Annotated in this window: 12 protein-coding genes and 1 pseudogene; 10 read left to right on the forward strand and 3 right to left on the reverse strand. The window is 71.8% G+C overall.

Going from position 1 to position 13,203, the window contains the following annotated elements:
- Positions 1–249: pseudogene (locus IE258_RS14810) on the forward strand (MarR family transcriptional regulator); the annotation flags it as partial.
- A 12-nt stretch (positions 250–261) separates the two neighbouring features.
- Here IE258_RS14810 and IE258_RS14815 read toward each other — a convergent pair.
- Entirely contained in the window at positions 262–1,281 is a 1,020-nt protein-coding gene (locus IE258_RS14815) for a hemolysin family protein (protein WP_189743631.1), read from the reverse strand.
- Positions 1,278–2,615: a hemolysin family protein gene (locus IE258_RS14820; RefSeq protein WP_189743633.1), complete on the reverse strand. Its 1,338-nt coding sequence runs from the start codon at positions 2,613–2,615 to the stop codon at positions 1,278–1,280. The genes IE258_RS14815 and IE258_RS14820 overlap by 4 nt, the downstream gene beginning before the upstream one ends.
- 467 nt (positions 2,616–3,082) lie before the next feature.
- On the opposite strand from IE258_RS14820, the gene IE258_RS14825 reads away from it, so the two are divergent.
- The 8 genes from IE258_RS14825 to IE258_RS14860 all read left to right on the forward strand — a co-directional run bounded on the left by IE258_RS14825 (position 3,083) and on the right by IE258_RS14860 (position 10,834).
- Positions 3,083–4,096 (forward strand): sporulation protein, encoded by a 1,014-nt coding sequence (locus IE258_RS14825; protein WP_189743636.1) that lies wholly within the window; start codon positions 3,083–3,085, stop codon positions 4,094–4,096.
- A gap of 169 nt (positions 4,097–4,265) precedes the next feature.
- Positions 4,266–4,532, forward strand: a complete 267-nt coding sequence (locus IE258_RS14830) for a GlsB/YeaQ/YmgE family stress response membrane protein (protein ID WP_159326328.1) — start codon at positions 4,266–4,268, stop codon at positions 4,530–4,532.
- A gap of 370 nt (positions 4,533–4,902) precedes the next feature.
- A complete protein-coding gene (rsgA, locus tag IE258_RS14835; RefSeq protein ID WP_189744386.1) occupies positions 4,903–5,958 on the forward strand; it encodes a ribosome small subunit-dependent GTPase A in 1,056 nt (351 codons plus the stop codon).
- 17 nt (positions 5,959–5,975) lie between these two features.
- Positions 5,976–6,722, forward strand: coding sequence for an SAM-dependent methyltransferase (locus IE258_RS14840; protein ID WP_189743638.1), 747 nt, complete (start codon positions 5,976–5,978; stop codon positions 6,720–6,722).
- Positions 6,723–7,240: 518 nt separating this feature from the next.
- Positions 7,241–8,257, forward strand: a complete 1,017-nt coding sequence (locus IE258_RS14845; RefSeq protein WP_189743640.1) for a serine hydrolase — start codon at positions 7,241–7,243, stop codon at positions 8,255–8,257.
- A 533-nt stretch (positions 8,258–8,790) separates the two neighbouring features.
- Positions 8,791–9,783 (forward strand): dihydroxyacetone kinase subunit DhaK, encoded by a 993-nt coding sequence (gene dhaK, locus IE258_RS14850; protein ID WP_189743642.1) that lies wholly within the window; start codon positions 8,791–8,793, stop codon positions 9,781–9,783.
- A gap of 48 nt (positions 9,784–9,831) precedes the next feature.
- A complete protein-coding gene (gene dhaL / locus IE258_RS14855; RefSeq protein WP_189743644.1) occupies positions 9,832–10,431 on the forward strand; it encodes a dihydroxyacetone kinase subunit DhaL in 600 nt (199 codons plus the stop codon).
- Positions 10,424–10,834, forward strand: coding sequence for a PTS-dependent dihydroxyacetone kinase phosphotransferase subunit DhaM (locus IE258_RS14860; protein WP_189743646.1), 411 nt, complete (start codon positions 10,424–10,426; stop codon positions 10,832–10,834). Before dhaL ends, IE258_RS14860 begins: the two co-directional genes overlap by 8 nt.
- A 115-nt stretch (positions 10,835–10,949) precedes the next feature.
- Here IE258_RS14860 and IE258_RS14865 read toward each other — a convergent pair whose 3' ends face one another.
- Entirely contained in the window at positions 10,950–11,804 is an 855-nt protein-coding gene (locus tag IE258_RS14865; RefSeq protein WP_189743648.1) for a glycoside hydrolase family 75 protein, read from the reverse strand.
- Between the two features lie 401 nt (positions 11,805–12,205).
- On the opposite strand from IE258_RS14865, the gene IE258_RS14870 reads away from it, so the two are divergent.
- A complete protein-coding gene (locus tag IE258_RS14870) occupies positions 12,206–13,201 on the forward strand; it encodes a fibronectin type III domain-containing protein (protein WP_189743650.1) in 996 nt (331 codons plus the stop codon).
- Positions 13,202–13,203: the final 2 nt, after the last annotated feature.

The raw sequence follows: 13,203 nt of genomic DNA on the forward strand, positions 1-13,203 counted from the left end.
GAGCTGTCACGGCCGGGCGTCCTGCACCGCACCGCCGATCCCGCCGACCGTCGCCGCCGCATCGTCGCCATCGCACCCGCCTACGCCGCACCGATCGGCGCATGGCTTTCGGCCAGTGCCTCTGCCTGGGAAAACGTCATGCGCGGTCTCGATCCCGCGGAACGCGCCACGGTCGTCAACGCCCTGCACGCCTACGAGGCCGCCTTGGAGCAGGCAGGCGACCGGCAGCGGAACGCGCAGCCGCGTTAGCCGGCCAGGTCGTCATGCCGCCTGCGGCTGGAGGTAGCGGGCCAGCAGGTCGTCCAGGCTCACAATGCCGGTGAGCCGCCCCGCGCCGTCGCGCACCACGGCGAGCGACACCCGCCGTCGGCGCAGCACCTCGATCGCGTCGGCGACCGTGGCGTCCTCCGCCAGTTCGGGCACCGGACGGGCCAGCGCGCGGGCGCCGGTGGATCGTCCGTGTGCTCGCGCGACCAGGACGTCGCGTGCGTGCAAGGAGCCGACGACAGCGTCGTCCTGGCGGACCAGCAGCCGGGTGCGGTCGTGCTCGGCGGCCAGGCCGAGGATCTCCTCCGCCTCGGCACCGGCGTCGACCGCGACGATGCCGGCGGCCGGGGTCATCAGGTCGCGCACGGGCGTCTCGGGCTCGGTCAGTGACCGGGTCAGCAGATCGGAGTCGGTCTGGCTGATCAGACCGAGTCGTTCGGACTCCTCGACCAGGTGGGTGAGCTGGTCCCGGTTGTGGACGGAGGCCAGTTCGTCGCGCGGGGCGACCCGGCAGAGGCGGACCAGGGCGTTGCTGATGCGGTTGAGGATCCAGATGAGCGGCCGTACGGCGGTCGCGACGGCGCGGAAGGGCGGGGCCAGCAGCATCGCGGAGCGCTCGGGGTGGGCGATCGCCCAGGACTTGGGCGCCATCTCGCCGAGGACCATGTGCAGGAACACCACGACGATCATCGCCACGGCGAAGGCCACGCCGTAGCTGAGCGCGGTGGGCAGGCCCAGCTCGTGCAGCAGCGGATCCAGTTCGTGCGAGATCGCGGGCTTGGACACCGAGCCGAGGCCCAGCGTGCACACGGTGATGCCGAGCTGGGCACCGGCCAGCATCAGCGAGAGCTCCCGCATGCCGGCCAGTGCGGCCTTGGCGCCGCGCTGCCCGTCGGCCACGGCCTTCTCCACACGGTGCCGTTTGGCGGCGACCAGCGCGAACTCGGCCGCGACGAAGAACCCACTGCCGACGAGCAGCAGGACGGTGACGAAAAGGGCCATCGGGAAACTCATGCCTGCTCCTCCGCCTTCTCGGCCGGCCGCTCGATCCGGATCCGTTCGGGCACGTGCCGGTCGAGAGTGCGTACGTCGATCACGGCGCTGCCGCCTCCAGGCAGCTCCACGGTGAGCCGGTCCCCGATCGCCGGGAAGCGGCCGAGCCGGTCGACGATGAGCCCGGCCACGGTTTCGTAGTCGTCCTCCTCGGGCAGTTCGACGCCGGTGGCCTCGGCCACCTCGTCCAGCCGGCGCCCGGCGTCCACCAGCCAGCCCTCGCCGTCCGCGACGGCCACCTCGGTGACGGTGTCCGACTCGTCGGCGATGTCACCCACCAGTTCCTCGGCGATGTCCTCGTAGGTGACGACGCCGGCCACACCTCCATGCTCGTCCAGGACGACGGCGAACTCGTCGTCGTCCTCGCGCATGCGCGCCACGGCATCCGGCAGCGGCAGGGTGTCCGGCAGCAGCAGAGGCCGCCGGGCCGCCGCCCCGGCCGTGACGGCGGTGGCCTGTTCGGCGGGCAGCCCCATCAGCTCCCGCACACCCAGTACGCCCGCGACGTCGTCCGGATGGTCGCCGAGTACGGGGTAGTTGGAGTGGCCGTGCTCGGCGATGAGAGTGACGGCCTCGGCGGCCGTGGCGTCCTTGCGGACGAAGACCGCGTCGGCCCGCGGCACCATCACCTCGTGCAGCGTCCGCTCGGAGAACTCCAGGGCGTGGTCGAGCAGCCGGGCCGTCCCGCGCGGCAGTTCGCCCTGTTCGTGGGACTCGCCGATCAGGTGGCCCAGCTCCTCCAGGGTGGCGCCGTGGTGCAGTTCCTCGACCGGTTCGATACCGACCTTGCGCAGCAGCTTGTTCGCGGCGCCGTCGAAGATCCGGACGACCGGGCCGACGACCTTCAGATAGGCGAGCGTCGAGCCCGCGAGCGACTTCGCGAGCCGTTCCGGAACGGCGATGGCGAGGTTCTTCGGGGCCAGCTCTCCCAGCACCATCTGCACGACCGTGGCGAGGACGAAGGCGAGGACGACGGAGATGCCGGTGACGGCGCCGTCCGGGATGCCGATGCCGGACAGCACGGGCCGCAGCAGCGCGGAGACGGACGGCTCGGCGATGAAGCCGACCACCAGACCGGTCACCGTGATGCCGAGCTGGGCGCCCGACAGCATGAACGACAGCCGCTCCAGCACCTTCAGGGCGCGGGCGGCCCGCTTGTCTCCCTCTTCGGCCGCTCGGGCGAGAGCGAGCCGGTCGGCCGAGACGTAGGCGAACTCCTGGGCGACGAAGTACCCGGTTCCCGCGGTCAGCACGAAGACGGCCAGCACCCCCAGCCAGGCTTCCACGGCGCTCACACCGCACCACCCCGCCGCGTGCCGTGCTCAGGGATCACCGGGCGGAGTGGTCGGGGACCGTGCCTCGAAGGGTCCGTCGATCTGGCGGACAAGCTCTGACTCCCTCGCTGGATGTGCAGACAGGAAACGATTCTGGCCGAAGGGCGGGTTCCCGGCACCGTCGTGTGCCGGCCCCGTGTCGAGGCCGCTGCCTGCTCCCTCCCGGCAAGTCACCGAGGGCGGGACCTCTCGGGAGTGCCTCTCTGGCCAGGTCAGGAGCGTCTTTCGGCCTTTCCGGACGCGGCCGTCCGGAGCACGCTCCCCGCCCTTCGGGTCAACTCTATGCTTCTACTCGTTTGTAGAAACAGGCCCGGGGCGATCACATGGCTTCGATCGATCCCGACACTTCGGTGCCGTCCGTTCACACCTTCCCGGCGGGACGGCACCACCTCATGGAACACAAGTACGCATAAGGAGTGGACGCCACCATGGTGTTCAAGCGACTTCTCGGCTCGCTCGGCGTGGGCGCACCCACGGTCGACACGGTTCTCGACCCGGCTCCCGTCCTGCCCGGCGGCACGCTCACCGGTCAGGTCCACCTCAAGGGCGGGCAGGCCGACTTCGACATCGAGCACATCGCACTCGAGCTGGTGGCCCGGGTCGAGGCGGAGCACGAGGACAGGGAGAGCGAGGGCGTCGTCGTCTTCGACCGGTTCACCGTCGGCGGCGGCTTCCGGCTGGGGACGGAGGAACCGCGCAGCCTGCCCTTCCAGGTCACTCTGCCGTGGGAGACGCCGATCACCGAGCTGTACGGACAGCCGCTGGGCATCGTGCTCGGCGTACGCACCGAGGTGGCGGTCGCGGGCGCCAAGGACAAGGGCGACCTGGACCAGCTCACCGTGACGGCCCTGCCGGTCCAGGAGGCCGTCCTGGAAGCCTTCGGGCAGCTCGGTTTCGGCTTCAAGTCGGCCGACCTGGAGTACGGGCACATCGCAGGGACGGGTCAGCAGCTGCCCTTCTACCAGGAGGTCGAACTCGTCCCCGCTCCTCAGTACGCACACCAGGTCAACGAGATCGAGCTGACCTTCCTGGCCGGTCCCGGCGGGCTCGAAGTGGTCCTGGAGGCGGACAAACGCGGCGGGCTCCTCGCCTCCGGCCATGACGCCGTCACCCGCTTCACCGTCGGCCACCACGACGTCCGCGACTGGGCGGCAGAGGTGGACGGCTGGGTCCGGCAGCTCGTCGAGCACCATGCGGCGTACGGGGCCCGGAGCGCGTACGGGCACGGCGCTTCATACACCGACCACGGACACCACGACCCCCACGGCCACGGTGGTCACCACCACGACGACCACCGCCCAGGCCCCGGCGTCGGCACCGCCGTCGCAGCCGGAGCGGCCGGACTCGCGGTCGGCGTGGTCGGTGGCATGGTCGCCGCGGAAGTCGTCGACGAGGTCGGCGACTTCTTCGAAGGCGACGACGAGGAAGAGGACGAGGGCTGAGCGCCTGAGCCCGTCCGAGGGACAGAGGTCCTGAGCCGAGGGTCTTTTCAGTGACCTCTCCGTGCCGGTACGCCCCGCCCGGAACCACATCCTCTACACAGCTGTAGAAGATATGGTGTCCGGGCCCACCCCGTCATGAAGAGATGCAGTGGAAAGGAGCGCCGGAGAGATGAGCATCATCGCCTGGCTGATTCTGGGACTCCTCGCCGGAGGGATCGCCAAGTTGATCCTGCCCGGACGGGACCCGGGCGGTTGCGTCGGCACCACGGTGATCGGCATCGCCGGCGCCTTCTTGGGCGGCTGGCTGTCGTCCGAGTTCCTGGACCGGCCGGTCCAGCGGGAGTTCTTCGATGCGGCGACCTGGGGGTCCGCCATCGTCGGCGCCCTCGTTCTGCTGATCGGCTACCGCCTGCTGTTCGGCAACTCCCGGAACTAGCGGGAGCACCAGCCCGGACGGCTCGGTCGGACACACCGGCGACAACCTCACCGGCGAGCCCCGCGTTGCCCGGCCGACGCGGAGGTTCCCAGAGGATGCTACGGTTTCTGCGAAAGTGGCGACCGGGCCACTCTTGGAGATCGGAGGAGATGCGCGATGACGGTCGTGGAGACCACCGCTGTGTGCGGTGCCCGACTCGTTCGCATCTCTCGGGTCTCGGCCTGACCTTTCCTCTGCCTGCCTCCCCTCCGTGGGAGTGGTTCCGGCACGTCTGCCGTCCGGCGAGGCCCCCTCTCAAGGGTCTCTTCCATTGTTTCACCCACACGCTTCACATCCATCTCCCCTCTCTCGTCCTTCGCGTGTCCTGACTCTGGTCGACTACGGCTGGGACACGGAGCGTGAGCGGTCCTTCTCCCCGTCGAGGGACGAGGGGCTGGTGCCGGGCCGTGTCGTGCGGGCCGAGCGCGGTCTGTGCGACGTCGTCGCCGAGACCGGCCCCGTCCGCGCGATGGTCCTCCCCTCCTCGGTTACCGGTGACCGGCTGACGCCGGGCACCGGCGACTGGGTGACCGTCCGGCCGGCCGGCCCGGCGACCTCCGCCACCGTGGTGGAGGTGCTGGAGCGCCGGAGTGCCGTGGTCCGCTCCAGCTCCTCGCGCACCTCCCACGCCCAGGTACTGGCCGCGAACGTCGACACCGTGGCGGTGGCCGTCTCCCTCGCCGACCCGCTCAAGCTCGGGCGGATCGAGCGGATGCTCGCCCTGGCCTGGGAGAGCGGCGCCACGCCCGTGGTGGTGCTCACCAAGGCAGACCGGTCCACCGACCCCGCCTCGGCGGCGTCAGAGGTGGCCGTGGCGGCCCCGGGCGTGGAGGTGCTGGTCACCAGCGCCACCACCGGCGACGGCCTGGACGTCCTGACCGCCGTCCTGTCGGGCACGGTCGTCCTGCTCGGGCCCTCGGGCGCGGGCAAGTCGACTCTCGGCAACCGCCTGCTCGGCGAGGACCTCCTGGCCACCGGCGCGGTACGCGGCAGCGACGGCAAGGGCCGGCACACCACCGCCTGGCGCGAACTGGTGCCACTGCCCCACGGCGGAGTCCTGCTGGACACCCCGGGTCTGCGCGGCATCGGGCTGCACGACGCCGACGACGGCCTGGAGCACACCTTCGCGGAGATCACCGAGCTGGCCCGCGACTGCCGCTTCGCGGACTGCGCCCACAGCACCGAGCCGGGCTGCGCGGTGCTGGCCGCTGTCGAGGAGGGCCGTCTCACCCGGCGGCGCCTCGACAGCTACCACCGACTGCAGCGCGAGAACACCTACGCCGCCTCCCGCACCGACGCGCGGCTGCGCGCCGAGCTGGAACGGCCCCTGAAGCAGATCTCGCGCCAGGTGCGCGCCCTCAAGCAGTCCCCCCTCTTCAAGGCATGACGGAAAGGAACACGGTCATGGACCTTCCCCGCATCTTCACCATCCGCGAGAGCGGCCACCGCATCCACAACCCGCTGACCGCGGACAAGTTCGCCACCCTGGGCGCATCCCTCCGCCTCCCCGCCGGGACCCGGGTGCTCGACCTGGCCAGCGGCTCGGGCGAGATGCTGTGCACCTGGGCCCGCGACCTGGGCTTCACGGGCACCGGAGTCGACATCAGCACGCTCTTCACCGAGCAGGCCCAGGCCCGCGCCGCCGAACTCGGCGTCGCCGACCGGGTCGAGTTCGTCCACGGTGACGCCGCCGGCCACGTCGCCGACCAGCCGGTCGACCTGGCTGCCTGCGTCGGCGCCACCTGGATCGGCGACGGTGTCGCCGGAACTGCCGAGCTGCTCCGGCGCAGCCTCCGCCCGGGAGGAATGATGCTGATCGGCGAACCGTTCTGGCGGCAGACCCCTCCGGACGAGGAGACCGCCAAGGCCTGCCACGCCACCTCCGTCGCCGACTTCCTGCTCCTCCCGGAACTGATCGAGCAGTTCCAGGAACTCGGGTACGACGTCGTGGAGATGATGCTGGCCGACCAGAGCAGCTGGGACCGTTACGCCGCGGCCCAGTGGCTCAGCATGCGCCGCTGGCTCGACGAGAACCCGGACGACGAACTCGCCCCCGAAGTACGGGAAGAACTCACCACCGAGCCCGCCCACTACGCCCGATACGGGCGTGAGTACCTCAGCTGGGGCGTCTTCGCCCTCATGAAGCGCTGACACCCACGTCCCGAGTGGGGCCGGGACGTCAATCCGTCCGGGCCCCACTCGGGACACTTCATCACCTCGGGCCGAGAGCGGTGACGGGGGTGACGAAGCGGAACTGTCCTGCCCGCATCTGCTGGAACCCCGTCCGGCCGGCCGGTGAGGTCGTCGGGCAGGGGCCCGGGTCAGGGCGCGCGGGCTCGGGCCTCGCCCTGGCGTCGGCGCGCAGGTGGAGCCACAGGCGCCGCGTGAGATCAGCGGCGGCTTTCATCAGGCCGCGCCGCGGACGACCGGGCCGTGATCCGGGAACAGCCCGGGGACGGAAAACCGGAAGGACCCGGTGAGGGCCGGACAGCGGCCGCCTGGGCGGCCCGCCCGGAGTTCACGACGCCGCACTGCGTCCAGGATCAGCCGGTGTTCCGCGTTGACGCCGGCGGTCCGCCCCGGGTCCGCCAGTGGTGTGGCGACCGGGAGTGGACGCACCGTCGAGATACCCAATGATCTCGAACCTTGATTCGATTATCATCCCACCCGTGCATGAGACCTCACCTGTTCGGCGACGCCGCCGCACTCGCCGAGAGCAACGACGTCGTCGCAGGGCCCGGCGACGCCGCATAACGTGGACCGTGACGTCGGTCGTGCTCGTGATCGGCGGTGCCACCACCTATGCCATCACCGGGAGCGACTCCGGTGAGTCGTCCGCGTCCGCCCGGGCGAAGGCTCCGTCCCCGTCGGCCGCCTCGGCCCGGGCGAAGGCGGGCGAGGCGCCCGCGGACGCACCCAAACCGTCGCCGTCGCCCACCTCGACGCAGAAACCGTTCGATCTCGGACCGGCTCTGGAGCCCGTGACCGGCCTCTTCGGCGACAACCGGATGTCCGTGGCGGTTCTGGATGTCGAGAGCGGCGCCATGGCGACGTACGGACGCGACGCCTTCGACACCGCCAGCATCGTGAAGGTGGACATCCTGGCGGCCCTGCTGCTTCAAGCGCAGGACCAGGGACGGAGGTTGAGCACCCAGGAGCGCAGCCAGTCCGCCGCCATGATTCAGAAGAGCGACAACGAATCGACCAGTGCCCTGTGGACCCGGATAGGCAGCGCCTCGGGGCTCGACGCGGCCAACGAACGGCTCGGCCTGATCCAAACACAGGGCGGTTCAGGGACCGTCTGGGGCATCACCCAAACCACGGCGGAAGACCAGATACGCCTGCTCCAGTCCGTGTTCGGCGACAAGTCGCCCCTGAGCGAGGCTTCGCGGGCCTACATCCAGGACTTGATGCTGCACGTCGTGGGAAGCCAGACCTGGGGCGTGTCCGCGGCAGCCGACGCCGGCACGACGGCACTGAAGAACGGGTGGCTCAAGCGGACCCAGAGCAAGAAATGGGACGTCAACAGCATCGGTCGGATACAGCATGAGGGCCGCGTCTACCTGATGGCGGTGCTTCTCAACGGCTGCAGCACCCAGGAGGTCGGCATCAACATCGTGGAGCAGGCGTCGCGTGCGTCCGCTACCGCGTTCTCCCGGGAACTCGGAGAGAAGTCCACCACCTGAGGCCCCGGCCAGGACCCGGGGTCGTGTCGAGGGCCCGTGGCGCAGGTCCAGCTTCTGACCGGCGGGAGCCGGAAGGCCACTTCCAGGCGCAGGGTGCCCGGCGCCGTGACCGCTGCATCCCGCGTCCGGCATGAGGGGTGAATGCTCCGTCGGCGCGACCGCGCCGACGCTCGCGCGAGCATGTGTTCGTCAGGGGCGAGCGGCGGCCCCGTGAGGCAGGAGTCGGCGTTCGACAGATCCTGCGCTCTGGCCGTATCTGCCAGATCGGTTTACCTGGCCGCTCCAGTCGTCGCCTCGCGTGACCTTCGCGGCCGCAAGGTCGATACTGCCCTGGAGGACTCTTGTCGGCTGCAGTCGACTTGCCACGAAGACCTGACGGCACGTCACCGAAGTCGGCATTGAGTCAGCATCAGTACCGCCAGAGACCGCTCACGACCGCCCCGGACCGCCAAGATCGCGAACTGCCCAACCCTGCTCTGACCTGCAAGAACACAGGCCAAAGGCCCATCTGCAAACCTGCCTAGGAGATACCCTTGAGGATGCTCATCAACGTCCCCGAGACCGTCGTCGCGGACGCGTTGCGCGGTATGGCGGCCGCCCATCCCGAGTTGACCGTGGACGTCGAGAACCGGGTGATCGTGCGGCGGGACGCCCCCGTGGCCGGGCAGGTCGCCCTGGTCTCGGGAGGCGGTTCCGGGCACGAACCGCTGCACGGCGGGTTCGTGGGGCCCGGCATGCTGTCGGCCGCCTGTCCGGGTGAGGTATTCACCTCGCCAGTGCCGGACCAGATGGTCAGGGCCGCGGCCGCCGTGGACAGCGGAGCCGGGGTGCTCTTCGTCGTCAAGAACTACACCGGTGACGTGCTCAACTTCGACATGGCCGCCGAACTGGCCGAGGACGAGGGCATCCAGGTGGCGAAGGTGCTGGTCAACGACGACGTGGCGGTGACGGACAGCCTCTACACAGCCGGCCGGCGCGGCACGGGGGCGACCCTGTTCGTCGAGAAGATCGCCGGGGCGGCGGCACGGGAGGGCCGGCCGCTGGAGCAGGTGGAGGCGATCGCCCGCCGGGTGAACGACAGCTCGCGCAGTTTCGGGGTGGCCCTCAGCGCGGTCACCACCCCGGCCAAGGGCAGCCCCACCTTCGACCTCCCCTCCGGCGAGCTGGAACTGGGCATCGGCATCCACGGGGAGCCCGGCCGGGAGCGGCGGCCGATGATGACCTCGGGCGAGATCGCCGAGGCAGCGGTGGACGCGGTACTGACCGACCTCGCCCCGCGCAACCCCGTCCTGGTCCTGGTCAACGGCATGGGTGCCACGCCGCTCCTCGAGCTGTACGGCTTCAACGCCGAGGTGCAGCGCGTACTGGGCGAGCGGGGCGTCGCCGTCGCCCGCACCCTCGTCGGGAACTACGTCACCTCCCTCGACATGGCCGGCGCCTCGGTCACCCTGTGCGAGATCGACGAGGAACTGCTCGGGCTGTGGGACGCGCCGGTCAGCACCCCGGGCCTGCGCTGGGGCATGTGACGGCGGGCGGGGGAGAATCGCGACGTACCTACCAGGCAAGGAGATCCTGTGCTCGACGCCGACTTCTTCCGCCGTTGGATGACGGCGGCCACCGCGCTGGTCGACCGCGAGGCGGAACGGCTCACCGCCCTCGACTCACCCATCGGCGACGCCGACCACGGCAGCAATCTCCAGCGCGGGTTCAGGGCCGTGGCCGCCACGCTGGACAAGGAGGCACCCGACACTCCCGGCGCCGTTCTGGTCCTCGCCGGGCGGCAGCTCATCTCCACGGTCGGCGGCGCCTCGGGACCCCTGTACGGGACGCTGCTGCGCCGTACCGGCAAGGCGCTCGGGGACTTCGCGGAGGTGAGCGCGGAGCAGCTGGCCGAGGCGTTCCGGGCGGGCGTGGACGCGGTCCGGACGCTCGGCGGTGCCGCCCCGGGGGACAAGACGATGGTGGACGCGCTGGTGCCCGCCGTGGACGCCCTGGGCGACTCCTTCACCGCGGCCCGTACGGCGGCCGTGGAGGGGGCCGAGGCGACCACGCCCATGCAGGCCCGCAAGGGCAGGGCGAGCTATCTGGGCGAGCGCAGCATCGGACACCAGGACCCTGGGGCGACCTCGGCCGCCCTGCTCTTCGTGGCGCTGGAGGAGACCGCCGGTGAGTGATGACAAGCTGGTGGGGATCGTGCTGGTGTCCCACAGCGCCGAGGTCGCCGGGTCGGTGGCGGAGCTGGCGAAGGCCCTGTCGGGCGGTGCCGGGGCGGTGGCCGTCGCCCCGGCGGGCGGTACCGCGTCCGGGGAGTTCGGGACCAGTTCGGAACTGGTCGCGGCGGCCGCCGCGTCCGTGGACCGGGGCGCGGGCGTCGCCGTCCTCACCGACCTGGGCAGTGCGGTGCTCACCGTGAAGGCGCTGCTCGCCGAGGGCGACGAACTGCCGGATAACACCCGTCTGGTGGACGCGCCCTTCGTCGAGGGCGCGGTGGCGGCGGTCGTCACGGCCTCGACGGGCGCCGACCTCGCGGCCGTGGAGGCGGCGGCCGCTGAGGCGTACTCCTACCGGAAGGTCTGACCGGGCGGGCGCGCGGCGGGGCGCGGCGGCGGGCCGGCCGCGAGACCCCGCCCGGCCCGCTCAGTCCCCCGGCCCGCTCAGTCCCCCGGCCTTGTTGCTCAGTGCTCCCGCCCGCTCAGTGCCCGTCCACGAACCGCCGCGCCAGCCGCTCCCCCGCCTTCTCGGCCGCGGCGGTGTCCTCGATGGGTTCGACCTCGCTGCCCTTGAAGACGATGTACGTGACGTCGGAGGCCACGCCGCCGCCCTCGGGATCCGCCGGGATGTCGAGGGCGCGTGCGGCGGCGTAGGAGGCCTCGCCGATCAGGTCGCTCGGGCCGACGTCGCCGACGACCGCGTACCGGACCCGGTCCCCGTGGACGAGGGCCGCGAGCGATCCGCCGCGGACGTCGTCTTCGCGGTGGTCCCAGGTGTCGCTGGGTCCGGGCACGACGACGTAGGGCAGGCGTTCGGCGTCCAGCGGGCGGCCGTCCGAGTCCGTGAAGGCGGTGGCGGGGCTGAAGTGCGGGTCGGTGCGGGCATTGCACTTGTCGCCGGGCCGGCCGTCGCAGTCGACGTCCAGGTCCGCCTTCCAGTACACGGCGTCCCGTGTACCGCACACCGGGATGTCCGCCGGTGCTCCCGCGTCGCTGCGGTAGCGCCCGCGCGAGACGGGGTCGCAGTCCCGCACGCCGGCCAGCAGGTCGGCGGCGCGGACGGGCTCCTCGCCGCCGTCCCGCCGCGGAGGGTCCCCGGCCCGCGCGTCGGGCCCGACGCGCGAGGGGGACGCGGACGGTCCGGCCGGAACGCGCGGAACGGGGCCGATCCGGACTCCGGACCGGCCCGCGCGCAGGGCCCCGGTCCGGTCCGGGGCACCGGGCAGCAGGATCCGCGCCGACGGGTCGGGACGCGGCACCGGCGGAGCGTCGGGGAACGTCGTGGGGGCGAGCAGGGCGGCGCTGGCCGCGACCAGTGTCAGCGACTGGACACGCACGATGTGGCCTCTCCTCGGGGACATGGACGGACACTCGGCCCCATCTGTCCCCGAATCGCCCACGCGCCCACCTTTTGCAGGGCCAGACGGTGCACGCCCGCCGTGCGCTCCGTGCCTCGGGGGTGCGCGACCGGGGGCGGGCGGGCGGGGGCCTGTTCCGGCTCCGGCCCGCCCGGCCGCCCGCGACGGCGCGGGAATGGCGACGACAGCGGTCCACGCGCCATCGGCCGGAACTCCCCCGTTCTCGCCGGGAGTTCGGCCGTCAGGTGACTCAGCATACGTAACCCTCCCGAGTGACCGTCACCCACGGCCCTCTTGATGTGACCGCGTCACAGGCGTCATATTGGTCCGGACCTTTACAGTCATCGCGTCGAAGCCGGCGCCACCCGGGAGGCAGAGCCGTGCGCGAGGTCCCCGTGCTTCCTCTCCCCCTCCCGCGCCGGTGCGCCCTGCTCTGCGGGGCGCTGCTCCTGCTCACGTCCTGCGGCTGGGGCTCGGCCCAGGACGGTGACGGGGACGGCGGAGGGCTGCCCGCGGTGCCCACGGGCGTCACCGCCGAGGCCGGCAGCGCGACGACGGTGCACGTGATGTGGAACGCGGTCGACGACGTGCGGACCTACGAGGTGTACCGGGGCGGCACCCTGGTGAAGGAGGTGCCGGCGGCCGAGCGGATGGTGGACGTCACCCGGCTGCGCCCCTCGACGTCGTACGTCTTCACCGTGCGGGCCCGGGACGCCGACGGGCGGCTCGGGCCGCGCAGCCGGGAGGTTCGGGCGACCACTCCCGCCGAGGTGGCCGACGACTCCGCTCCGACCCGCCCGGGGAACGTCCACGGCCGGGCGGCGGGCAGCCGGGCCGTCCAGCTCACCTGGACGGCCGCGAAGGACGACCGCGGCGTGGTGTCGTACGACGTCTACCAGGGCGACACCAAGGTCCACAGCGTCGGCGGCGGTCAGACGGCGGCCGTGGTCACGGGACTGCGGGCGGGCACCCGCTACGCGTTCACCGTGCGGGCGCGGGACGCCGCCGACAACGTCTCCCCCGCGGGCGCCGCCGTCCGGCTCACCACCCCGGGCACCGACGACGGGCGCGCCACCGCCCCCACGGAGCTGCGCGCCGCCTCCCACCGGGCCGACGGGGCCTACTACCTCGACCTGTCCTGGGTCCCGCCGCGCACCGAGACGCCGGTGACCGAGTACCAGATCCACCTGGACGGCCGTGCGGCGACCTCGCTGGTCTACGGCGCCGACGCGCCGCGCGACCGCGCCGAGTACAGCTTCTACGCCGGGCGCGAGGCCGGGGTCGTGCACCGGGTGCGGATCCGGGCGAGGCTGGCCGACGGAACCTGGGGCGGCTTCTCGGCGGAGCGGAAGGTGACCACGGGCGCCGACCGGTGAGC

The organism is Streptomyces tendae (assembly GCF_014650435.1).
Lineage (GTDB): Bacteria > Actinomycetota > Actinomycetes > Streptomycetales > Streptomycetaceae > Streptomyces > Streptomyces tendae.

Bases quoted from the DNA above. Each gene is read 5' to 3' on its own strand.
- IE258_RS14840 (WP_189743638.1), top strand. From the start codon at position 5,976: ATGGACCTTCCCCGCATCTTCACCATCCGCGAGAGCGGCCACCGCATC.
- IE258_RS14830 (WP_159326328.1), top strand. From the start codon at position 4,266: ATGAGCATCATCGCCTGGCTGATTCTGGGACTCCTCGCCGGAGGGATC.
- IE258_RS14815 (WP_189743631.1), bottom strand. From the start codon at position 1,281: ATGAGTTTCCCGATGGCCCTTTTCGTCACCGTCCTGCTGCTCGTCGGC.
- IE258_RS14825 (WP_189743636.1), top strand. From the start codon at position 3,083: ATGGTGTTCAAGCGACTTCTCGGCTCGCTCGGCGTGGGCGCACCCACG.